General features: G+C 66.2%; 19 protein-coding genes. 11 read left to right on the top strand and 8 right to left on the bottom strand.

The annotated features are described in order from the left end of the window. Positions 1 to 10 precede the first annotated feature (10 nt). The 5 genes from IB258_RS04935 to IB258_RS04955 all read right to left on the bottom strand — a co-directional run bounded on the left by IB258_RS04935 (position 11) and on the right by IB258_RS04955 (position 3,862). On the bottom strand, positions 11 to 382 hold the full coding sequence (locus IB258_RS04935) for a type II toxin-antitoxin system HigA family antitoxin (RefSeq protein ID WP_346546232.1): 372 nt from the start codon (positions 380 to 382) through the stop codon (positions 11 to 13). A 2-nt stretch (positions 383 to 384) separates the two neighbouring features. Next, positions 385 to 687, bottom strand: a complete 303-nt coding sequence (locus IB258_RS04940; protein ID WP_192352252.1) for a type II toxin-antitoxin system HigB family toxin — start codon at positions 685 to 687, stop codon at positions 385 to 387. 148 nt (positions 688 to 835) lie between these two features. Beyond that, complete coding sequence (efp, locus tag IB258_RS04945; protein ID WP_006225610.1) at positions 836 to 1,396, bottom strand: elongation factor P; 561 nt, start codon at positions 1,394 to 1,396, stop codon at positions 836 to 838. A 144-nt stretch (positions 1,397 to 1,540) separates the two neighbouring features. Further along, the gene (earP, locus tag IB258_RS04950) at positions 1,541 to 2,653 is read right to left on the bottom strand and encodes an elongation factor P maturation arginine rhamnosyltransferase EarP (RefSeq protein ID WP_192352253.1); all 1,113 of its coding nucleotides are present in this window, start codon (positions 2,651 to 2,653) and stop codon (positions 1,541 to 1,543) included. A 6-nt stretch (positions 2,654 to 2,659) separates the two neighbouring features. Beyond that, positions 2,660 to 3,862, bottom strand: a complete 1,203-nt coding sequence (locus IB258_RS04955; RefSeq protein WP_054452990.1) for a DUF2863 family protein — start codon at positions 3,860 to 3,862, stop codon at positions 2,660 to 2,662. Between the two features lie 209 nt (positions 3,863 to 4,071). On the opposite strand from IB258_RS04955, the gene IB258_RS04960 reads away from it, so the two are divergent. Then, positions 4,072 to 4,848, top strand: a complete 777-nt coding sequence (locus IB258_RS04960; RefSeq protein WP_082400875.1) for a class III extradiol ring-cleavage dioxygenase — start codon at positions 4,072 to 4,074, stop codon at positions 4,846 to 4,848. Between the two features lie 91 nt (positions 4,849 to 4,939). On the opposite strand, the gene acnA is transcribed toward IB258_RS04960, so the two are convergent. Further along, positions 4,940 to 7,645 (bottom strand): aconitate hydratase AcnA, encoded by a 2,706-nt coding sequence (gene acnA / locus IB258_RS04965; protein ID WP_054452985.1) that lies wholly within the window; start codon positions 7,643 to 7,645, stop codon positions 4,940 to 4,942. A 268-nt stretch (positions 7,646 to 7,913) separates the two neighbouring features. Next, positions 7,914 to 8,843: a LysR family transcriptional regulator gene (locus IB258_RS04970; protein WP_082400873.1), complete on the bottom strand. Its 930-nt coding sequence runs from the start codon at positions 8,841 to 8,843 to the stop codon at positions 7,914 to 7,916. 148 nt (positions 8,844 to 8,991) lie between these two features. Between IB258_RS04970 and IB258_RS04975 the strand changes: the two genes are divergently transcribed. Genes IB258_RS04975 through IB258_RS04985 form a run of 3 tightly spaced genes read left to right on the top strand, consistent with a single transcriptional unit; the run spans position 8,992 to position 12,412 of the window. Next, the gene (locus IB258_RS04975) at positions 8,992 to 9,879 is read left to right on the top strand and encodes an SDR family oxidoreductase (protein ID WP_054453670.1); all 888 of its coding nucleotides are present in this window, start codon (positions 8,992 to 8,994) and stop codon (positions 9,877 to 9,879) included. Then, positions 9,876 to 11,378 (top strand): AMP-binding protein, encoded by a 1,503-nt coding sequence (locus IB258_RS04980; RefSeq protein WP_192352254.1) that lies wholly within the window; start codon positions 9,876 to 9,878, stop codon positions 11,376 to 11,378. Before IB258_RS04975 ends, IB258_RS04980 begins: the two co-directional genes overlap by 4 nt. 47 nt (positions 11,379 to 11,425) lie before the next feature. Then, complete coding sequence (locus tag IB258_RS04985) at positions 11,426 to 12,412, top strand: tripartite tricarboxylate transporter substrate binding protein (RefSeq protein ID WP_054452981.1); 987 nt, start codon at positions 11,426 to 11,428, stop codon at positions 12,410 to 12,412. Between the two features lie 45 nt (positions 12,413 to 12,457). Here the strand turns inward: IB258_RS04985 and IB258_RS04990 are convergent, their stop codons facing one another. Beyond that, entirely contained in the window at positions 12,458 to 13,291 is an 834-nt protein-coding gene (locus tag IB258_RS04990; RefSeq protein WP_054452979.1) for a FadR/GntR family transcriptional regulator, read from the bottom strand. Between the two features lie 320 nt (positions 13,292 to 13,611). Between IB258_RS04990 and IB258_RS04995 the strand changes: the two genes are divergently transcribed. From IB258_RS04995 to IB258_RS05025, 7 genes are all read left to right on the top strand, one after another. Then, complete coding sequence (locus IB258_RS04995) at positions 13,612 to 14,811, top strand: ABC transporter substrate-binding protein (RefSeq protein ID WP_054452977.1); 1,200 nt, start codon at positions 13,612 to 13,614, stop codon at positions 14,809 to 14,811. Between the two features lie 89 nt (positions 14,812 to 14,900). Then, positions 14,901 to 15,758, top strand: a complete 858-nt coding sequence (locus IB258_RS05000) for a branched-chain amino acid ABC transporter permease (protein WP_054452975.1) — start codon at positions 14,901 to 14,903, stop codon at positions 15,756 to 15,758. Then, positions 15,758 to 16,747: a branched-chain amino acid ABC transporter permease gene (locus tag IB258_RS05005; RefSeq protein ID WP_054452973.1), complete on the top strand. Its 990-nt coding sequence runs from the start codon at positions 15,758 to 15,760 to the stop codon at positions 16,745 to 16,747. The genes IB258_RS05000 and IB258_RS05005 overlap by 1 nt, the downstream gene beginning before the upstream one ends. Next, a complete protein-coding gene (locus IB258_RS05010) occupies positions 16,744 to 17,523 on the top strand; it encodes an ABC transporter ATP-binding protein (RefSeq protein WP_054452971.1) in 780 nt (259 codons plus the stop codon). Before IB258_RS05005 ends, IB258_RS05010 begins: the two co-directional genes overlap by 4 nt. Next, positions 17,520 to 18,218 carry an ABC transporter ATP-binding protein gene (locus IB258_RS05015; protein WP_192352255.1) on the top strand — a complete coding sequence of 233 codons (699 nt, stop codon included), beginning with the start codon at positions 17,520 to 17,522 and terminating at the stop codon, positions 18,216 to 18,218. The genes IB258_RS05010 and IB258_RS05015 overlap by 4 nt, the downstream gene beginning before the upstream one ends. A 39-nt stretch (positions 18,219 to 18,257) precedes the next feature. Then, complete coding sequence (locus IB258_RS05020) at positions 18,258 to 19,541, top strand: Zn-dependent hydrolase (RefSeq protein WP_119450006.1); 1,284 nt, start codon at positions 18,258 to 18,260, stop codon at positions 19,539 to 19,541. Further along, positions 19,538 to 21,046, top strand: a complete 1,509-nt coding sequence (locus IB258_RS05025) for a M81 family metallopeptidase (RefSeq protein ID WP_192352256.1) — start codon at positions 19,538 to 19,540, stop codon at positions 21,044 to 21,046. The genes IB258_RS05020 and IB258_RS05025 overlap by 4 nt, the downstream gene beginning before the upstream one ends. Positions 21,047 to 21,144 lie beyond the last annotated feature (98 nt).

Here is a 21,144-nt window from a genome sequence, read left to right on the forward strand (position 1 = left end):
GTTTCAGTTATTAGGCGTGAGCCGGTGGCCGAATAAGGCTTTCTGCGGGAATGCCGAGCTCGGTGTGCAAACGCCAGATCATTGGCAATGTCAAACCGCGCTTGCGGTTCAGCACTTCGTATACACGGTTGCGCTTGCCGATCATAGGCTCCAGATCCTTAGGGGTCAGGCCGCCTTGCTCCATCCGGAATTTAATGGCCTCGACAGGGTCTGGCAGATCGACCGGATAGTGCTTCATTTCATACGCTTGCACCAAGGTGGCCAGCACGTCCAGGCGGTCACCGTCAGGTGTGCCCAGTTCAGGATCAGACTCCATCAACCGGGAGATTTCCTTGAGCGCCGACTTGTAATCGGCCTCGGTATGTACGGGGCGGATTTCCATGTTCATTCCATTTCCACGGTTTCGGCGTCAATCTTGTCGTACTCCGCGTGAGTGCCGATGAACTTCACGTAGACGATGCTCAAGTTGAATGCGATTGCCACAATCAGGCGGAAATCATTGCCTTTGATGTTGAGCACCACACGCCGATTCTTCAGGATGCTGGCGTGGCAATACTGAGCCTTGATATCCGCAGGCTGCTTCCATTGCGCCTTGCTGGCCTCGTCCACCCACGCCTTGAGGGGTTGTTCTGCCGCTGGGTACCTTTCCCAGAACTGGCGGAGGGCGCTTAAGGCTATGAGTCGCATAGCGCAATGTTAGTCCCAATTTGGGACTAGGGCAGGTCCCATGTGGTCCGGCTATATGCCTTCAAGCAAGGGCCGCAAGATTGGTCAGGCAGACGGCAATAAAAAAGCCAGACCCGAAGGTCTGGCTTTTTCTTGCCTGCTTGCCGGATCAGTTGTTGACGCGGCTGCGGTATTCGTTCGTGCGGGTGTCGATTTCGATCTTGTCGCCGATGGCGCAGAACAGCGGCACGTTCAGTTCGTAGCCGGTGTTGATCTTGGCGGGCTTGGTCACCTTGCCCGAGGTATCGCCACGCACGGCGGGTTCGGTGTAGGTGATTTCGCGCACGAGCGTCGTGGGCAGTTCAACCGAAATGGCGCGGCCGTCGTAGAAGACCACTTCCACGGGCATCGCTTCTTCCAGGTAGTTCAGGGCGTCGCCCATGCTCTCGGCTTCGATTTCGTACTGGTTGTACTCTTCGTCCATGAAGACGTACATCGGGTCGCCGAAGTAGGAGTAGGTGCACTCCTTGCGGTCGAGCTGGACGACTTCGAACTTTTCGTCGGCCTTGTAGACCGATTCGCTGGCCGAGGCGGTCAACAGGTTCTTGAACTTCAGCTTCACAACAGCGGCGTTACGGCCCGACTTGTTGTATTCGGCTTTCTGGACCACGAGGGGATCCTTGCCGACCATGACCACGTTGCCGACTCGCAATTCCTGAGCGGTTTTCATCGATAAAACTCCGGGGGTGATGGGTGCACTCGCCGTGCTTGCAAAAAGCCGCCGCAGCTATAGCGTCTAGCGGCTTCGTGCACACCCCGGGAGGCGTCATAGTTGAGGCCCGACAAATACAGGGCGCTCGGAAAACTCTCTATTCTAACGTTTCTTGGCCAAGTCTGCGCAAAAATCAGCCAGATTTTCGGCAAGATCCGGTAGCGCGGCCTGGCTTGCGTCCCAAGCCCGCGCGGCGCTGGCCCAGTCCCCCCAGGCGGCTGGCGCCAGGGCGGCAGACAGCGCCGCAGCGGTTGCGCCCGTTTCCGGCTCGTTCCAGGCCCGGATCAGCGTCTGGGCGGTTTCCGGGGCCGGATAGCGCGCCAGCCACGCTTCCAGTTTCTCCAGATGCACGTTTTCGTCCTGGGGATAGATCTGCCAGACCAGCGGGCGCGCGGCCCAGGCGGCGCGGACGAAGGAATCCTCGCCCCGCACGAAATTCAGGTCGCAGCACCACAGCAGACGGTCGAAATCCGGCTGCGCCACGAAGGGCAGCCGGGCCACCGCCGGCGCGCCCGGCGCCGCGCAGGCGGCTTCCAGCCCGGGGGCCACGCCTTCGGGGGCAAGCAGCAGGGTGGGCCGCGGATCCGCCGCCAGAGCCTCGGCCAGCGCCGTTACCGGCGCCGTCGGATAGCAAAACAGGGACACGGCGCGCGCGCCGTCGCGGCGGCGCAACAGCAGGTCCTGCGGCACGCCCAGCGACCGCAGGAAGGCTTCCTGGTCTTGCGGCGATGCCTGCAGGGCGTCGCGCTCCGCCGACAGGCCCGGCTCGCGCAGCAGTCCGCCGGTGGCGCTGGTGAAGCCGGGAAAGAAAAAGTGCTTGATCAGCCCGTCCGGCCGCTGCGAGGGCAGGCCGTGGCAGCTTTCCACCCAGGATTCGGCGCTCAGGTATTCCAGGTTGACCCAGGCCGGATGCTCACGCCGCATGCTCTCCAGGAATGCCTCGGGGGGATCGCAGGCGAATGCCTCGATCACCACATCGCGCGCGGCGAGCGCCGGATCCGGGGATTCGGTCCAGTGCACGATGTCGATGCCCGCCAGTTGCTGGCGCGGGCTATCCGTGGCGATCCCGGGCTGGATGCGGGCGAAGCTGGCCAGGTCGTCGACCCACAGGCGCACATCCCAGCCGCGGCCATGCGCCAACCGGCGCGCCAGCCGCCAGCAGACGCCGATGTCGCCATAGTTGTCGACGACCCGGCAGAAGATGTCCGCTTGCATTGCCGCCTAGTGGAACTTGGCCGGCGAGGCTTCCGCGTCCTCGGGCAGTTCGGCGTGCACCAGTTCGCCCAGCGGATTCGGGAAGTAGGGCGCGCCGCAGTCTTCACAGTACTCGGGAGGCAGCACGCCGGGGATGCGGCGCACTTCGGTGACGCCGTATTCCTTGAGCAGCGCGGCGATCTCGTCCACCACGTCGGGCTGGCCTTCGTCAGCCGGCAGGTCTTCCTCGCGCCCATACAGCGGCCAGACGCAGCCGTAGTACACGTCGTTGCTGCTGCGCGCGGTGAAGCCGATGCGGTACTCGTCGATGCGGCTTTCGCCGCAGCCGGCCACCACCGCGCGCAACTGGGAGGCTTCCAGGCTGACCGCGCCCTCGAGCCAGCTGACCGCTGCACGCAGCGACAGCGGGCGCACGCGCCGGTCGGCTTCACGGTTGCTGACATAGTAGGCGTCGGGCAGCAGGGCTTCGAAACCGCAGCCCGGCAGCAGATTGGCGAGGGTCGGCTGGGCCTGCGCCGCCCATTGTTCCTGGCAGGCATCGCGGCTGGCGTCGGCTTCGCCCAGCTGTTCCTGCCAGCGGAAGATCGGCTCGCCTTCGGGCACCGCGACGGCCGCCACGATGTAGCGCGTATCGGCCAGCATGTTGGCCGTTTCGGTCTCGGTGTTCAAGGCGGGCTTGGCGGTTTCTGCGCCCAGCGCCTGGGTGCCCAGGCGCTGCAGCCATTGCCAGGTTTCGGAGAAGGTGCGCGGCATCTGGTCCACGCTGACCAGCACCGGCATCAGCGAGCTGCGGGCCTTGCTGGACAGGACATGCCCATGCAATTGCGCCATCAGGGCCTGTTGCGCGCCGGCGGCGATCGGGCCGGTCGGAATGGCGTAGCGGGTCCAGGCGACGATGGGGGCCACGACCAGCAAAATGTCGTAGTGGACGCCATTTTTCTCGATCTTCATCGATTCGGACAGGGTTTCGGCCTGTTCGATCAGGATCTCGTATGCGCCCACGTCGCTCTGGGCGAGGTGGTCCAGGGCCGCTTCCAGGGGGGCATCCTGCCCCGCCTTCAGCAGCTTCGGAATCGCTACGCCAAGCTGGTTCTCCCAGAACACGTCTTCGAGGCGGCTGCCCGAGCGGTTGAGCGCCTGGGCAAGCGCGACCAGTTTGGCGGCGTCACGGGTGAGGCGGGGAGCGGATTGGCTGCGGGATCGGGCCATAACTTCGGGGAGCGTCCAGTAAGTGTGCAACTGTGTAGTTTAACGCCCGGCGCGGACGGCGGCGCGCACCTCCGGCGGCGGGGCGCAACAACGGCGCCACGGTGTGATTGATGCTAAATAAGCAACAGATAATGCCGAGTCAAGTGGTTTATTGCTGAGAAGAATCGGCGGAAAATCTAGCCATCTACTCAATATCAGGAGGCACCGCCATGCGTTGGCCTACGCTTTTCGTATCCCATGGATCCCCCATGCTCGCCGTGGAACCCGGACTGACCGGCCCGGCGCTCGCCGCCTGGAGCGCCGAGCAGGGCCGCAAGCCCAAGGGCATCCTGGTGGTCTCGCCGCACTGGATGGGCGAGGGCCTGGCGCTGTCCACCCGCGACCGCCAGGTGGCCTGGCACGATTTCGGCGGCTTTCCGCCGGAACTCTATGAATTGCAGTACACGGCCCCCGGTTCGCCGGAGTTGGCGGCGCGGGTGCAGGCCCTGCTGGCCGACTCGGGTATCGCTGCAGACCTGGACCCCCGACGGCCGCTGGACCATGGCGCCTGGGTGCCACTGCGCTACCTCTATCCGGAAGCGGACGTGCCGGTGGTGCAACTGTCCCTGGACATGGGGCGCGACGCGGCTGGCCAACTGGAACTGGGCCGCGCGCTGGCCCGGCTGCGGGACGAAGACATCCTGGTCATCGGCTCCGGTTCGCTGACGCATAACCTGCGCCACGTGCGCATGCCGCAAGACGCGCCCGCGCTGCCTTACGTGCCGGCTTTCCAGCAGTGGTACGCGGACAAGCTGAGCGGCCATGACCTGGCGGCGCTCTTGGATTGGGAGGCTCAGGCGCCGGGCGCGGCGCAGGCCCATCCGCACGACGACCACCTGATGCCCTTGTACGTGGCGCTGGGTGCAGGCGGAGCCGGTTTCCGGCGCCTGACCGACGAAATCTCGTACGGCGCGCTGGCGATGGATGCCTACGAGTTCGCGGACTGATCCCAAGCGCGGCCGCGGCGCCGCGCAGGCCGCAATGAAAATGGCCCGGGAACCTCGCGGTTCCCGGGCCATTGCTTTGCCTGTCAGAAGATCAGGCAGCCAGCAGCTGGCGCAGCACGAAGGGCAGGATGCCGCCGTGCTGGTAGTAGTCCACCTCGATCGGGGTGTCGATGCGCAGCAGCACCGTGACGTCCTGCTTCGATCCGTCCTTGCGGGTGATCGTCAGCGTCACGTCCTGCATCGGCTTGATGCCGTTTTCCAGGCCGGAAATGTCGTAGGTTTCCTCGCCGGTGATGCCCAGCGACTGCACGCTGTCCGCGCCCTTGAACTGCAGGGGCAGCACGCCCATGCCGACCAGGTTGCTGCGGTGGATGCGTTCGAAGCTGCGGGTGATCACGGCCTTCACGCCCAGCAGCTGGGTGCCCTTGGCCGCCCAGTCGCGCGACGAGCCGGTGCCGTACTCTTCGCCGCCGAACACCACGGTGGGGGTGCCCGCGCCGACGTACTTCATGGCTGCGTCATAGATGGACATCTGTTCGCCGGTGGGCTGGAACAGGGTGTCGCCGCCCTCGAAGCGGCTGCCGTCCGGCAGCGCCGGAATCATGAGGTTCTTGATGCGCACGTTGGCGAAGGTGCCGCGCATCATGATTTCGTGGTTGCCGCGGCGTGAGCCGTAGCTGTTGAAGTCGGCCTTCATGACGCCGTTTTCCTTCAGCCACTTGCCCGCGGGCGAGGTCTCCTTGATGGAGCCGGCCGGCGAGATGTGGTCGGTGGTGACCGAGTCGCCGAACACGCCCAGCGCACGGGCGTTCTTGACCGTCGGCATCGCGCCCGGCGTCATGCCGAAGCCGTCAAAGAAGGGCGGCTCGGCGATGTAGGTGGAATCAGGCCAGTTGTACGTGTCGCCGGTCACGCCCTTGATGTTCTCCCAGAGTTGGCCGGGATTGCTCTTGACCTGGCCGTAGTTGGCCTCGAAGGCCTTGGGATCCAGGGCGTACTTCAGCAGCGATTCGATTTCCTCGGTGGTCGGCCAGATGTCGCCCAGCCACACGTCGCCGTTCTTGCCGCGGCCCACGGGCTCGGTCATCAGGTCGCGCGTGACGGTGCCGGCCAGGGCGTAAGCCACGACCAGCGGGGGCGAGGCCAGGAAGTTGGCCTTGATGTTCGGGTGGATGCGGGCCTCGAAGTTGCGGTTGCCCGAGAGCACGGCCGAGCAGATCAGGTCGTTGCCGGTGATGGCTTCGTTCAGGTCCGGGGTCAGGTCGCCGGCGTTGCCGATGCAGGTCGTGCAGCCGTAGGCGGCCACATCGAAGCCCAGCTTTTCCAGGTAGGGCAGGAGACCCGTCTTGGTCAGGTATTCGGTGACCACGCGCGATCCGGGGGCCAGCGAGGTCTTGATGTGCTTGGGCACCGTCATGCCGGCTTCCACGGCCTTCTTGGCCAGCAGGCCGGCCGCCAGCAGAACGCTGGGGTTGGAGGTGTTGGTGCAGGACGTGATGGCGGCGATCAGGACGTCGCCGTTCTTGACCTGGGTGCCAGCGCTGGTGGTGAAGGTCTGGCCCAGCTTTTCGGCGGGCTGATTGAAGCCGTTTTCAGCGACCGGCTTGGAGTACAGGTCGATGAAGGTGTTCTTCACGTTGCCGATCTCGATGCGGTCCTGCGGACGCTTCGGGCCCGCCAGCGACGGCGCGACCGTGGACAGGTCCAGCGTCAGCAGCTTGGTGAAATTGATGTCCTTTGCCTTGGGCACGCCGAACATCTTCTGGGCCTTGAAATAGGCCTCGAAGGCGGCGATTTCGTCTTCGGTGCGGCCGGTGCCGCGGAAGTAGTCGATGGTGCGCTCGTCGACCGGGAAGAAGCCCATGGTGGCGCCGTACTCCGGCGCCATGTTGCCGATGGTGGCGCGTTCGGCCACCGACAGGCTGGCGGTGCCTTCGCCGCAGAATTCGACGAACTTGCCCACCACCTTCTCGCGGCGCAGCATTTCGGTGATGGTCAGCACCAGGTCGGTGGCGGTGACGCCGCCGCGCAGCTTGCCCTTGAGTTCCACGCCGACCACGTCGGGGGTCAGGAAGTACACGGGCTGGCCCAGCATGCCGGCCTCGGCTTCGATGCCGCCCACGCCCCAGCCCACCACGCCGATGCCGTTGATCATGGTGGTGTGGCTGTCGGTGCCCACCAGGGAATCCGGGTAGTAGACGTTGTTCTTCTTGTCCAGGTGCACGCCGCGCGCCAGGTATTCCAGGTTGACCTGGTGGACGATGCCGAAGCCCGGAGGCACGACGCCGAAGGTGTCGAACGCCTGCATGCCCCACTTCATGAACTGGTAGCGCTCCTGGTTGCGCTTGAATTCCAGCTTCATGTTCAGGTCCAGCGCATTCTTGGTGCCGAAGTAGTCGATCATGACCGAGTGGTCCACCACCAGGTCCACCGGCACCAGCGGCTCGATGCTCTTGGGGCTCTTGCCCATCTTGTCGGCCACGGAACGCATGGCGGCGATGTCGGCGAGCAGCGGCACGCCGGTGAAGTCCTGCAGCACCACGCGGGCCACCACAAACGGAATTTCGTCTTCGCGCTTGGCATTGGCCTGCCAGTTCGCCAACTGCTTGACGTGCTCTTCGGTGACCTTCTTGCCGTCGCAGTTGCGCAGCACGGATTCCAGCACGATGCGGATCGAAACCGGGAGCCGCTGCACGTCGATGCCGAGGGACTTGCCCAGCGCCGGCAGCGAATAGTACTGACAGGATTTATTGCCGATCTTGAAATTCTTGAGGGTGTCTAGGGTGTTGTGCGGCATGATGGACTCCGTGGTTTTGCCCGGTTGAAGCCGGCATTTTCTGGCGTTTTTGCGCATTTGTCATTCTATGTGAGACTGGCGCCTGCGCGGCCGTATGTCTTATATCTTATATAAGACTTGAGCGAACCGCCAAAGTTCCCCTACTGCGATCAGGGGCGGGCGGCCGTTGGCCCAAACCGATACTCTGGCCGAGGCGTGCGCGGGTCGCAAGCCTCTTTTATCAAGAAAGTCCTACGCGGATGTTGCGGCCCTGCGAGGGAAGGCGGGTCTACGCAAGGAATTCGCGCAGCAGCACGGTCAGCTCGCTGCGCAGGAAATCGACGACCGCGCGCTGGGCGGTCGATGGATAAGGGTTGGGCGTGGTCAGGATGAACAACTTGTCGCCTGGCCCCAGGGCTTGGTATGCGGGCAGCACCGGCGTCAGCCGGCCCGCGGCAAGGTCCTCATGCACCACGTAGGCCGGCAGCAGCGCGACGCCCGCGCCGGCGCGCGCGGCTTGCGCCAGGAACGGGAAGTACTCTGATTGCAGCCGCGGCGCGAGCTTGGCCTCATGCAGCTGGTCCTTGCGCCGCAGCCGCAGCGTGACCTGGGGCCTGGGGTCGGGCGGGCCCAGGAAGTGCAGGCGGCCGAGATCGCGCGGATGAGCCGGCGGGCCGAACTGCTGCAGATAGGAGGGCGCCGCGCACAGCACCCATTTGACGTCGCCCAGCGCGCGCGCCACGTAATCCTGCGGCGGGGTCGTCATGACCCGCAATGCCACGTCGATTTCCGACGAAATCAGGTCGCTCACCCGGTTTGAGAACAGCACGCGCAAGGTCAGCGACGGATGGCGCAGGGCGAAGCTCACCAGCAGCGGACGCAATTGGTCCAGTTCCCCCAATCCGGTGGGGATGCTCAGCCGGACGTGGCCCGCGGGCTCGGATCCGAGCTTCTGCAACGCATGGCGGGCGGATTCGACTTCGTGCGCCATGCGCGCGCCGTGCTCGTACAGCACAGAGCCTTGTTGCGTCAGTTCCAGCCGCCGGGTGCTGCGGCGGATGAGCTGGGCGCCGAAGGCGCGTTCCAGCTTCTGCAGATTGCGGCTTACGTGCGAACGGGTCACGCCGTGGCGCACCGCCGCCTCGCTCAAGGTGCCGGCGTCGACGATGGTGACGAACAGCTGTATCAGGTTGAGGTCCAGCGCGGGCAGGGCGGGCATGCGCAGTCCTATTGTTGACTGTGAGGAAACATAGTTTACGCAAGCTGCGGGATTGTCGCGGCGTGGCGGCGGTTGATATTCTGGCCACCATCGCAAAGGAGACCAGACCATGCCCCATAACCCATCCGGCGGGATGTCCCCGCAAACCATGTTCCGCGCCGATCTATTTCGCGGCGAGCGCATCCTCGTCACCGGGGGCGGCACCGGCCTGGGCTACGCCATGGCCGAGCGCCTGGCGTCGTTGGGCGCTGCGCTGCACCTGTGGGGACGCCGCGCCGCCGTGCTGGAAGAAGCTGCCGCCGGGCTGCGCGCACGTTACGGCGCCGAGGTCCACGTTCAGGCGGTGGATATCCGGGATGCCGAGGCCGTGGACGCCGCCGTCGACGCCATCTGGACCGGGCACGGTCCGCTGACGGGCCTCATCAACAACGCCGCGGGCAATTTCATCAGCCCCACTGAAAAACTGTCGCCGCGCGGCTTCAACGCCATTGCCGACACCGTGTTCCGCGGCACCTTCTACACGACCCAGGCCGTGGGCAAGCGCTGGATCGCGCAAGGCACGGGCGGGGCGGTGCTGTCCATCGTGGTGACCTGGGTCTGGACCGGTTCGCCGTTCGTGGTGCCCTCGGCCATGTCCAAGGCCGGCATAGACGCCATGACCAAGTCGCTGGCCATCGAATGGGGCCGCCACGGCATCCGGCTGAACGCCATCGCGCCGGGCGTGATTCCGACCGAAGGGGCCAGCGCGCGGCTGCGGCCCAAGGACTCGGGCGCGGACGCGCAGACGCAGCAGAATCCGATGAGGCGCCTGGGCACCGGACATGACATCGGCGAGCTGGCGGCCTTCCTGCTGAGTCCGGGCTATGACTGGATCAACGGCCAGACCATTGCGCTGGACGGCGGCGACTATCTGGCCAACGGCGCTTACTTCAAGCAGTACGCGGAATGGAGCGACGCGGACTGGGCCGCCGCGCGCCAGGCCATCGAAGCGCGCACCGCGCAGGACAAGGCGCAGCGCAGCACGGGGGGCGCATGACAGGCAGCACCATCCACGCGGGCGGCGACCGCCTGTCGGGCGCGGCGCTGGCCGCACGCGGCGAACAGGTTGCCGCCGGGCTGGCGGCAATGGGCGTGCGGGAAGGCGACGTGATCGCCGTGCTATTGCGCAACGGCCTGCCTTATCTGGAGATCATCCAGGCCTGCAAGCGGCTGGGCTGCTACTACTGCCCGATCAATTGGCATTTCACCGCGGCGGAAGTGGCATTCCTCATCGAAGACAGCGGCGCCCGCCTGCTGGTCGCGCACGACGACCTGTGGCTTCCGCTGCGCGATGCGCTGCCCGCCGGCCTGCCGGTGCTGCTGGCCGGTCCCGGCGCGGCGCAATCAGGGCATGCCGACTACGACGCCTGGCGCGACCGCCAACAGCCCTACGACGGCCCGCGCGTGGCGCCGCGCGGTCATATGGCCTATACCTCGGGCACCACCGGTCGGCCCAAGGGCGTGGTGCGCGCGCCGTTCCCGCTGGAACACCTGGGGCGCCACCTGCAACAGGTCGAAGCGGTGGTGGAGGCGGCCTACGGCCTGCGCCCGGGATCGCGCGCGCTGCTGCCCGCGCCGATCTACCACAGTGCGCCCAGCGTATTCGCGCAGGTCGCCCTGCGGGTCTGCGAGACCTTCGTGCTGACGGACAGGTTCGATCCCGTGGAAGTCCTGCGCCTGATCGAGGCCCACCGCATCGATACGGTGTATCTGGTGCCCATCATGTACGTGCGCCTCTTGAAGCTGGACGCCGCCACCCGCGCCGCGCACGACCTGTCGTCGCTGCGCTTCGTGGCTTCGACCGGCGCGCCCTGCGCGCCGGAAATCAAGCGCGCCATGATCGAATGGCTGGGACCGGTCATCCATGAAACCTATGCGTCGAGCGAGGCGGGCATGGTCACCGTCATCGATTCGCACGAAGCGCTCGCCCGTCCCGGTAGCGCCGGCCGGCCTATCGGCGGCGCGCAGGTCAGGATCTATGGCGAAGACGGATCGCCCTGCGCGGCGGGCCAGGTCGGGCGGATCTACGTGCGCCAGCCGGCCTACGCGGACTTCACCTATCGCAACAACCCGCAGGCCCGCGCCGAAGTGGAGAAGGACGGACTCATCGGTCTGGGCGACCTGGGCTATCTGGACGCGGACGGCTATCTCTATGTGTGCGACCGCGAATCGGACCTGGTGATCTCGGGCGGCGTGAACATCTATCCCGCCGAGGTCGAGCACCAGCTGATGCAGTATCCGGGCGTGGCGGATTGCGCGGTGTTCGGGGTGCCCGACGACGAATACGGCGAGCGGCTGATGGCGCTGGTGCAGCCCTCGGCGGGCGCCGCGCCCGACCCCGAGGCGCTGAGGCTATGGTTGGGTGAACGGATCGCGCGCTACAAGGTGCCGCGTGAACTGCAACTGCGCGCGGAACTGCCGCGCGACGACAACGGGAAGATCGCCAAGCGCCGGCTGCGCGCCGAATTCTGGGCGGGCAGGCAGCGCCAGGTATAGCAGGGCGGCGCATCGCCGCAACAACAAAACCCACAAGGGAGACAGGCATGGCAATCAGGCTGAACCTCAGGCTGCGTCGCATCGCGACCGCGGCGATCGTCGCGCTCGCGGCTCCGGCCGCCGCGCTGGCGGCATTTCCGGACAAACCGGTCAAACTGGTCGTGCCCTATACGCCGGGCGGCTCCGCGGACCAATTGTCGCGGGTGCTGGCCGAAGGCATGTCGCGCGACCTTGGGCAACCCGTGGTGGTGGAGAACAAACCCGGCGCCAATACGATGGTCGCGGCGACCCAGGTGGCCAGGTCGGCGCCGGACGGATACACGGTTTTCCTCGCCAGCAACGCCAGCATGGTGCTCAATCCCATGCTTTATCAACGCATCGCCTATGACGCCGCGCGCGACTTCCGCGTGTTCGGCATCGCTGCCGAGCTGCCGCTGGTGGTCGTGGCGAACAACGAGGTCCCAGCGGGCACGCTGGCCGAGTTCGTCACTTATGCCAAGGCCCGGCCCGGCAAACTGAACTACGCCTCCGTGGGCATAGGCAATCCGCTGCAGTTGGCGACCGAACTGCTGAAATCGCGCACGGGCATGGACGTGGCGCATATCCCGTATAACGGCAGCGCGCCGGCCCTGACCTCGCTGATGGGCAATGACACGCAGCTCATGGTGGACGTGATCAGCACCTCGCTGCCGCTGGTGCGGGAACGCAAGATCAAGGCGCTGGCCGTCACGACCAGCGAGCGGCTGGCCGTGCTGCCGGAGGTGCCGACCGTGGCGGAAAGCGGCTTTCCGGGATTCCGCGCCGCCACCTGGTTCGGTCTGGCCGTGCCGCGCGCCGTGCCGCAGGCCGAAGCGCAGCGCTTGCAGGCGGCGCTGGACAAGGTGCTGAAGGATCCGGCATTCCGCGGCCGTTTTGAACCCCTGGGCCTGGTGATCCAGGCGCCCCGCAGCCAGGCAGAAATCGATGCCTACGTGCAGGAAGACCGCCAGCGCTGGGGCGCGGTGATCGAAGCCAATCACATCAAGCTGGACTGAGGCGGCAACGGCCGCCTGGCCCACGCCGCCTGGCCGTCGGCGCCGTCAGGCCTTCTTGCCGCCGCGGCGCGCCTTGCGCGTGACATTGCGCCGCGACATCTCAGAGTCCAGGATCAACCGGCCTTCGAGCTTGCCGTGCATGCGCTTGACTGAACGCATCGCGTCCTGCATGTGTTCGCTCATCAAGTCGCGCACCTTTTCCACGTCGCGCTCGCGCGCCGCAGCCAGGATCTTGCGGTGAAAGCCCGTATTGGCGCTGCCGAAACGCTGCTGCTCGGATAGCGGCATCTCGTTGTCGAACACGGTCAGCTGCCGGATCATTTCATTGGTCATCTCGCAGCTGAAGCGCAGGAACGGGTTGGGGCAGGCCGCCGCGAAGATGTCGTGGAAATTGATTTCTTCCTGGCGCTGCGCCAGCGGGTCATCGACGTGCTCGGCCGACGGATCGCAGCAGGCGATGTTCTCCTCCAGCGCAGCGAAATGCGCGTCCGTCAGGAACGGCACCGCGCTGGCCGCGAGCTCGGGCTCCAGCAGCTTGCGCACCTGGTAGATGTCCTCGATCCGCACTTCCTTGAAGAACAGGTAGTTCTGCATCAGCTGGAAGGTGCGGTCCAGCGGCACCTCGACCACGGTGCCGCCGCCGCCCGGTCCGGTGCTGACCTTGACCAGCCCCTGCACCTCCAGCGACTTGAGCGCTTCGCGCATGGTGCTTTTGCTGACCGAGAACATGCTTTGCAGCTCGCTTTCGCGCGGCAGCTTGTCGCCCGGCAACAGGTTCTTGGCCGTGATCAGCCGCTTGATCTCTTCGGCGACCAGGTCGCTGCGCTTGGGCGGACTCGACGCGCCCGCGGCTTGTAGGTCGTGACTGTTGAACGCCATTGCGTTCCTCCGTTGCTGCGTGGTGTGCGCGGGGCATGCCCCGGGCGGGTTCTGCGCGGACCCCGGGTTATACCTGATGCGCCCGCTATTGACAGAGCCGGCTCGCCAAACTGATCATGATAATAATCCTATTTATCATGATAAATAGGATGGTAGTCGCAGTATAGGCATGAGCGCCGGGACTTGCGAATACGCCCACGCGGCGGCAGCCCTGGCACGGGAGCTTGGAGCAGACAGAGTCGGAATGGGGACGCGCATGGTGCGCGCTCGACATCGTCAATATGCCGCGGCACCGCCAGCGGCAGCCAGGGAGAACCATCTTGAATCGCCGCAACCTGCTGAAATTGGCCGCGCTTGGCGCCGTGCCCGGATCACTCTGGACCGCCCGGTCCGCGCTGGCGCAAGCCGACGCCATCCAGTTCGGGTGTCCGGTGCCCATGTCGGGCGCCTTTGCCGCCAACGGCAAATACGCCGACCTGGGCATGAAACTGGCGCTGGAGCAGTATGGCCGCGCGCTGGACCGGCCGCTGGCCTATACCGTGCTGGATACCGAGGGCAAGCCGGCCACGGCGGTGCGCAAGGTCCAGGAAGTCTCGCAACAGAAGGGCGTCAAATTCTTCGCCGGCGGCATCCTGTCGTCCGAAGCGCTGGCCATGGGCAAGGAAGTCGAGCGCGCCGGCGGCGTCTTCATCACCACCGCGGGCGCGGACGAAATCACCGGCAAGGACTGCAACCGGGCCACCTTTCGCTGGTCCGTGCCCACCTTTGGCGCCATCGAGCAGACCGTGCGTCCCTTGCTCGAAAAGCTGCCGAACGCCAAGCGCTGGTACACCATCACGCCGCAATACGTGTTCGGCGACGGCCTGCTCAGCGCGGCCAAGGCGATCTTCAAGGAAAAGGGCATCGAGCATGTGGGCAACAGCTATCACTCGCTGACCGAGAAGGAATTCAGCGGCTACCTCACCAACGCCATGGCCGCCAAGCCGGACGTGCTGCTGATCCTGAACTTCGGCTCGCAGTCCTCCGACACGCTGCGCCAGGCCGTCAGCTTCGGCATGAAGCAGAACTGCACCATCCTGGTGGCCTGGGCTTCGGGCCTGGAACAGTTCGAAGGCCTGGGCGCGGACCTGTGCGAAGGCGTGTACTTCGGCGCGCAGTACTGGCACGGCATCGACTCGCCGCTCAACAAGGAACTGGTACAGCTGTCCCGCGACAAGACGCGCGCCAATCCCAATTACAGCCTGGCGGGCTCCTACATCTGCACCCGCATCATGCTGGACGCCATCGCCCGGGCCGGCAGCGCCGACCCGGCCAAGGTGATCGCCGTCATGGAGGGCATGGCCTACGAGGGCCTGACGGGCAAGGAGGAAATCCGCAAGGAAGACCACCAGGTCCTGAAGAACTACTACCTGCTCAAGGGCCGCGCCAAGAAGGACATGAAGGACAAGGACGATTACGCCGAGATCGTGCATAGCGGCCGTTCCTTCCTGCCGCCCGCGGAAACCGGCTGCAAGCTGTAGCCCGCCCCTGAGGCGGGCGGCCGTGGGCGCGCCGCGTCCGCGGCCGCCGCGCGCCCCGCGGCCTTCCGTTACCTCCATCGGGCATACCCATGAACGTCTATCTCCTCCAGATCATCAATGGGATCGGGGTAGGCATGCTGTACTTCCTTCTGGCAGTCGGCCTGTCCATCGTCTTCGGTCTGTTGCGCTTCGTGAACTTCGCCCACGGGGCGTTCTATCTGCTGGGCGCCTACTTCTGTTTCCAGGCCATCCAATGGGGCCTGAATTTCTGGCTCGCGCTGGCCATCGTGCCGCTGCTGGTGGGCGCCGGCGCCTGGGTCGTGGAGAAAGTGCTGCTGCGCCACGTCTACGCGCAGGCGCATGAATTCCACATCCTGATCACCGTCGGCCTGGCGCTGGTCCTGCAGGAACTGGTCATCGTGATCTGGGGGCCGATAGGCGACAACGTCGCCGCACCCTCGGCCCTGCAGGGCGTGGTCATGTGGGGCAGCTTCATCTATCCCAAGTACCGTCTGTTCGTGATCGGCTTCACCGCTGTCTTCTCGTTGCTGCTCTGGTATGTGCTGGAAGGCACGCGGCTGGGCAGCGCGGTGCGCGCGGGCAGCGAATCGACCGAAATGGTGTCCATGCTGGGCATCAATGTGTTCCGCATGTTCAGCCTGGTCTTCGCGCTGGGCGCGGCGACCGCCGCCCTGGCCGGGGTGTTGGCCGCGCCCATACGCGGCGTCGAACCCTTCATGGGCATCGAGGCCCTGGGCATCGCCTTCGTCATCGTGGTGGTGGGCGGCATGGGCAGCTTCTTCGGCGCGCTGGTCGGCGGCCTCCTGATCGGCGTGGTGCAGAGCGTGATGAGCACGCTCTGGCCGGAAGGCGCGCGGCTGATGATCTATGTGGCGATGGCGGCGGTGCTGCTGCTGCGTCCCCACGGCCTGATGGGGAGAGGATGATGACGCGCTTGAAATCTCATGCCCAATTGCTGCTGGCGCTGGCCGTGGTGCTGCTGTTGCCGCTGTGCATGCAGTCGGGCTCGCTGGCCACGGAAGTGCTGATCTACGCGCTGGCGGTGCTGGGCTGCAATCTGCTGCTGGGTTTCACCGGGCTGTTGTCGTTCGGCCAGGGCATCTTCTTCGGCCTGGGCAGCTATGCCGTCGGCATCCTGTTGACGCGTACCGGCCTGCCGATGCCGCTGGCGTTGCTGGCGGCGATGGCGGTGGGCGCGCTGGGCGCGACGCTGGTGGGCTGGTTCGCCATCCGCCAGCGCGGCACCTACTTCGTGATGCTGACGCTGGCCTTCGCGCAAATGTTCTACTTCCTGGCGTACAGCCTGCCTGACCTGACCGGCGGCGACAATGGCCTGCTGGACGTGCCGCGTCCGGCGCTGTCGGTGGCGGGCCTGCAGCTCATGCCGCTGGCCACGCCCTGGCAGTTCTACGCCTTCGTGGCGGTGTGCTTCCTGGCGATATTCTGGCTGCTGCTGCGCGTGACCAACTCGGTGTTCGGCCGCACGCTGCTGGCGATCCGCGACAACGAGGCGCGCGCCATGGCGGTGGGCTACAACGTGCGCCTCTTCAAGTTGGCGGCTTTCGCCATCTCGGGCGCCGTCACCGCGCTGGCGGGCGCCTTCCTGGCGATGATGACCGGCATCGCGCCGCTGTCCAGCATTGAATACCACAGCAGCGAGATGATCCTGGTCATGACGGTCATCGGCGGCACCGGCAACCTGTTCGCTTCAGTGCTGGGGGCAGCTTTCTACGTGCTGTTCGCGGACTGGCTTTCCACCTTGTGGCCGCGCTGGCTGATGCTGCTGGGCTTCCTGCTGATCGCGGTCAGCCTGTTCATGCAGAAGGGGCTGTGGGGGCTGGGAGAACGCATCTGGCTGGCGCTGCGGCGCAAGCCTGCCGGCGGCGAGCCGGCCGCCAAGGAGGGACGCGCATGAATCCGCAACATTCCGCGCCGCTGCTGCAGGCCAGGGGCATCGTCAAGCGCTTCGGCAAGTTCGTGGCCCTGCATGGGGTCGATCTGCAAGTGCAGCCGCGCACGGTGCACTCCGTCATCGGCCCGAACGGCGCGGGCAAGACCACACTGTTCCATACGCTGACGGGCACCTTGCGCACCAGCGAGGGCAGCATCGTGTTCGACGGCCATGACGTGACGCAGGAGGCCGATTATCAACGGGTGCAGCGCGGCATCGCGCGCTCTTTCCAGGTCACCAGCCTGTTCGCCAACCTGTCGGTGCAGGAGAACCTGCGGCTGGCGGCGCAGGGCGCGCATCGCGCCGGCGCCTTCGACTGCTGGCATCCGCCCACCGGCCCGCGGGCGCAGCGCGAGATCGTCGACGCGGCGCTGGAACGGCTGGGCCTGTCGCGGCTGGCCAAGGTGGCGGCGGGCGCGCTGTCGCACGGCCAGCAGCGGCGCCTGGAAGTGGGCATGGCGCTGGCCGCCCGGCCGCGCGCGATTTTCCTGGACGAGCCCACCTCGGGCATGGGGGTGGACGACCTGGATGAGATGAAGCGCTTGATCCGCAGCCTGCGCGACGATCACACGGTGGTGCTGATCGAGCACAACATGAACATCGTGATGGATATCTCCGACACGATCACCGTGATGCAGCAGGGCCGCGTGCTGGTCGAAGGCACGCCTGCTGCGATCCGCAGCGACGAGCGGGTGCGCGCCGCGTACCTGGGCAACATGATCACGGGAGGCCGGGCATGATGCTGCATGTCGACGCCGTACACAGCTATTACGGCAAGAGCCATATTCTGCAAGGCGTGTCGCTCGAGCTGCCGCAGGGCGAGGTGATCACACTGCTCGGGCGCAACGGCGCGGGCAAGTCGACCACGCTCAAGACCATCGCCGGCGTGATTGCGCCCAAGGGCGGCGCGGTGCGCTACGGCGGACGCGACATCGCCGGGCTGCCGGCGCACAAGATCGCGTCCATGGGGATCTGCCTTGTGCCTGAGCACCGCGGCATCTTCAAGCTGCTGACGGTCGAGGAAAACCTCAAGCTGGGCATGCGCCGCGATTCGCCCTGGCAGCTGGAAGACGTCTACCGCATCTTTCCCCGCCTGAAGGAGCGGCGCAGGAACGGCGGCGGCCAGTTGTCCGGCGGCGAACAGCAGATGCTGGCCATCGGGCGCGCGCTCATGAACCATCCGCGCGTGCTGATGCTGGACGAACCGGTCGAAGGCCTGGCGCCGGTGATCGTCGAGGAGATCGTGGCGCAGATCAAGTCCATCAAGCAGGCCGGCGTCACCATCCTGCTGGTGGAGCAGAACCTGGAAGTCTGCACGCAGCTGGCCGACCGTCATTTCATCATCGAGCAGGGATCCATCGTCTACCAAGGCAGCAACGCGGTCTTCATAGCGGACGAAAACGTGAAGGACCGATACCTGGGCGTGGGCGTCTAGGGACCCCCTGCGCCGCGCAACCGAAGCAAGGGAAACACCATGGAAATGAACACATTGGAGGCCGTCAGCGGCATCCGCATCGATGGCAGCCGCCTCTGGAATTCGCTGATGGAATTGGCTCGCATCGGCGCCACCGACAAGGGCGGCGTGTGCCGGCTGGCGCTGAGCGACCTGGACCGGCAGGGCCGCGACCTGGTCTGCGCCTGGGCCCGCGAGCTGGGCTGCAGTGTGCGCGTGGACGCCATCGGCAACATCTTCATGCGTCGCCCCGGCCTGCGCGATGACTTGCCCGCCGTGATGACCGGCAGCCATATCGACACCCAGCCCACCGGCGGAAAATTCGACGGCAACTATGGGGTGCTTGCAGGCATCGAGGTCCTGCGCACGCTGCACGAACGCGGCATTGCCACCGAGGCGCCGCTGGAAGTGGTGGTGTGGACCAACGAGGAAGGCTCGCGCTTCGTACCCGTGATGATGGGTTCCGGCGTGTACGCCGGCGCTTTCACGCTGGAGCACGCGCTGGCTGCGCGCGACCGCGACGGCGTCAGCGTGGATGAAGCGCTGCGCGCCATCGGCTACGCCGGTCCGGAACCCGCGCGGCCCGGGGATGTCGGCGCCTACTTCGAGGCACACATCGAGCAAGGCCCCATCCTGGAGGACCGCGGCATCACCATCGGTTCGGTGCAGGGCGCCCTGGGGCAGCGCTGGTACGACGTCGCCATCACCGGCCAGGAGGCGCATGCGGGGCCCACGCCCATGGAACTGCGCCGCGACGCCTTGCTGGCCGCGTCCAGGCTGGTGCTTGAGGTCAACCGGATCGCGCTGGAGCATGCGCCGCATGGCCGCGGCACGGTTGGCTGCATCGACAGCTTCCCGAACTCGCGCAACGTGATTCCCGGCCGCGTGGCGCTTACCGTAGACCTGCGCGCCGCCGACGACGCCACGTTGGACAGCATGGCCGCGGCGTTTGCGCGCGTCTGCGAGGAACTGGCCGAGCCGGGCCGCTTCCAGGTCGACAGCAAGGAGGTCGTGTACTTCCCGCCGCAGCCCTTCGAGCCGCGCCTGGTGCAGGCGATCCGCGACGGCGCGGCCACGCTGGGCCTGGATTCGCTGGACGTGATCAGCGGCGCGGGCCATGACGCCGTCTACATGGCGCGGGTGGCGCCCACCGCCATGATCTTCGTGCCGTGCAAGGACGGCATCAGCCACAACGAGATCGAGGACGCGCAGCCCGAGCACCTGGAGGCGGGCTGCAATGTGCTGTTGCACGCCATGCTGCGCTGCTGCGGGCGCATCCAGTTTTCCGATGGGGGCGCGCAATGAAGGCGCTGATCGCGAGGTTGAACCACGAGACCAACACCTTCTCGCCGGTTCCCACGCCGCTGTCCGCCTTCGGCAACGGCGGCCCCGCCTACGATGCGGCGGCCTATGAAGAGAACAAGGGCAAGCGCACCGCGATGTCGGCGTTCATCGACCTGGCCGAAGCGCGCGGCGCCGAACTGGTCACGCCCGTGTCGGCCACCGCCTATCCCAGCGGCCGCGTCGATGGCCAGGCCTATGCCGAGCTATGCGACCGCATCGTGGCCGCAGCGCCGGGCTGCAACGTCATCCTGCTGGACCTGCATGGCGCCATGGCGGTGGAGACCACCGATGACGGCGAGGGCGACCTGCTTGAACGGCTGCGCGCCGCCGCGCCTGGCGTGCCGGTTGCCGTGGCGCTGGATCTGCACGGCAACGTCACGCAGAAGATGATGGACAACGCCGACGTCATCGTCAGCTTCAAGACCTATCCCCACATCGACATGTACGAAACCGGCGAACACGCCGGCAGGCTGCTGTTTGCGGGCATCGACGGCCGATGCAAGCCGGTCATGGCGTGGCGCCGGTTGCCGCTGGTGTCGCATTCCCTGCGCAGCAACACGGCCGAAGGCGCCATGCGCGCCGCCGTCGTAGCGGCGCGCCAGGCAGAGGCCGCGGGGGCGCTGGGCGTGTCGGTGCTGGCGGGCTTCGGCCTGGCCGACATCCCGCATCCCTGCGTCAGCGTGGTCGTGGTGGCCGACGGCGACCGCGCCGAGGCGGAGCGCGTGGCGGGCGAGATCGCCTCCCTGATCTGGGAGCAGCGCGACGGATTCTTCTATGACAGCGAGCCGCTGGCCGAGTCGCTGGCGCGCGCCAAGATCCTGGCCGAAGGCGCAAGCAAGCCGGTGCTGCTGCTGGACCATGGCGACAATTGCATGAGCGGCGGCACTTGCGACACCCTGGACGTGCTGATGGCCGCGCTGGATGCGGGCCTGGAAGGCATACAGGCGGGGCTGTACTGCGATCCCGAGGCGGTGGCCGAATTGACCCGCGCCGGCGTCGGCGCCACGGTCGAGCTGCCGCTAGGCAACAAGCGCGCCATCGGCGAAATCGGCCGGGAGGCGCAGCCCGTCACGCTGCGCGGCACCGTGCGCGCGCTGAGCAATGGCGAGTACCTGATCACCGGGCCGACCTATACCGGGCAACTGGCCTGCATGGGCCGCAGCGCGGTGCTGGACATAGGCGCCGCGCAGCTGGTGCTGACCGAGCAGACCCACGAACCCTGGGATCTGGGCGTGTTCCAGAGTCTTGGACTGGATCCGTCCCGCGCCCGTTACGTGCTGGTGAAGTCGCGCATGTACTGCCGCCCGGTGTTCGTGCCGATCTCCCAGGCGCTGGTCGAATGTGACAGCCCCGGCGTGACCAGCTCCGACTGGTCGCTGTTCGAATTCCGCAGACGCGCGCGGCCGCTGTACCCGCTGGAACCCATGGCGGCGGCGGACTACGATCCTCGCGCGGGCGGCCGATAGACCCGTCGGAAAGACCAGGGCGCCACAAGCGGCAGCTGTGGCGCCCGGGCAACGAACATTCTCAAACAAAAAGTAACATAAATGAGAATGATTCCGTT

This window comes from Achromobacter sp. ACM02 (genome assembly GCF_014851605.1).
Taxonomy (GTDB): domain Bacteria; phylum Pseudomonadota; class Gammaproteobacteria; order Burkholderiales; family Burkholderiaceae_B; genus Achromobacter; species Achromobacter aegrifaciens.

Bases quoted from the DNA above. Each gene is read 5' to 3' on its own strand.
- IB258_RS04935 (WP_346546232.1), bottom strand. From the start codon at position 382: ATGGAAATCCGCCCCGTACATACCGAGGCCGATTACAAGTCGGCGCTC.
- IB258_RS04940 (WP_192352252.1), bottom strand. From the start codon at position 687: ATGCGACTCATAGCCTTAAGCGCCCTCCGCCAGTTCTGGGAAAGGTAC.
- efp (WP_006225610.1), bottom strand. From the start codon at position 1,396: ATGAAAACCGCTCAGGAATTGCGAGTCGGCAACGTGGTCATGGTCGGC.
- earP (WP_192352253.1), bottom strand. From the start codon at position 2,653: ATGCAAGCGGACATCTTCTGCCGGGTCGTCGACAACTATGGCGACATC.
- IB258_RS04955 (WP_054452990.1), bottom strand. From the start codon at position 3,862: ATGGCCCGATCCCGCAGCCAATCCGCTCCCCGCCTCACCCGTGACGCC.
- IB258_RS04960 (WP_082400875.1), top strand. From the start codon at position 4,072: ATGCGTTGGCCTACGCTTTTCGTATCCCATGGATCCCCCATGCTCGCC.
- acnA (WP_054452985.1), bottom strand. From the start codon at position 7,645: ATGCCGCACAACACCCTAGACACCCTCAAGAATTTCAAGATCGGCAAT.
- IB258_RS04970 (WP_082400873.1), bottom strand. From the start codon at position 8,843: ATGCCCGCCCTGCCCGCGCTGGACCTCAACCTGATACAGCTGTTCGTC.
- IB258_RS04975 (WP_054453670.1), top strand. From the start codon at position 8,992: ATGTTCCGCGCCGATCTATTTCGCGGCGAGCGCATCCTCGTCACCGGG.
- IB258_RS04980 (WP_192352254.1), top strand. From the start codon at position 9,876: ATGACAGGCAGCACCATCCACGCGGGCGGCGACCGCCTGTCGGGCGCG.
- IB258_RS04985 (WP_054452981.1), top strand. From the start codon at position 11,426: ATGGCAATCAGGCTGAACCTCAGGCTGCGTCGCATCGCGACCGCGGCG.
- IB258_RS04990 (WP_054452979.1), bottom strand. From the start codon at position 13,291: ATGGCGTTCAACAGTCACGACCTACAAGCCGCGGGCGCGTCGAGTCCG.
- IB258_RS05000 (WP_054452975.1), top strand. From the start codon at position 14,901: ATGAACGTCTATCTCCTCCAGATCATCAATGGGATCGGGGTAGGCATG.
- IB258_RS05005 (WP_054452973.1), top strand. From the start codon at position 15,758: ATGACGCGCTTGAAATCTCATGCCCAATTGCTGCTGGCGCTGGCCGTG.
- IB258_RS05010 (WP_054452971.1), top strand. From the start codon at position 16,744: ATGAATCCGCAACATTCCGCGCCGCTGCTGCAGGCCAGGGGCATCGTC.
- IB258_RS05015 (WP_192352255.1), top strand. From the start codon at position 17,520: ATGATGCTGCATGTCGACGCCGTACACAGCTATTACGGCAAGAGCCAT.
- IB258_RS05020 (WP_119450006.1), top strand. From the start codon at position 18,258: ATGGAAATGAACACATTGGAGGCCGTCAGCGGCATCCGCATCGATGGC.
- IB258_RS05025 (WP_192352256.1), top strand. From the start codon at position 19,538: ATGAAGGCGCTGATCGCGAGGTTGAACCACGAGACCAACACCTTCTCG.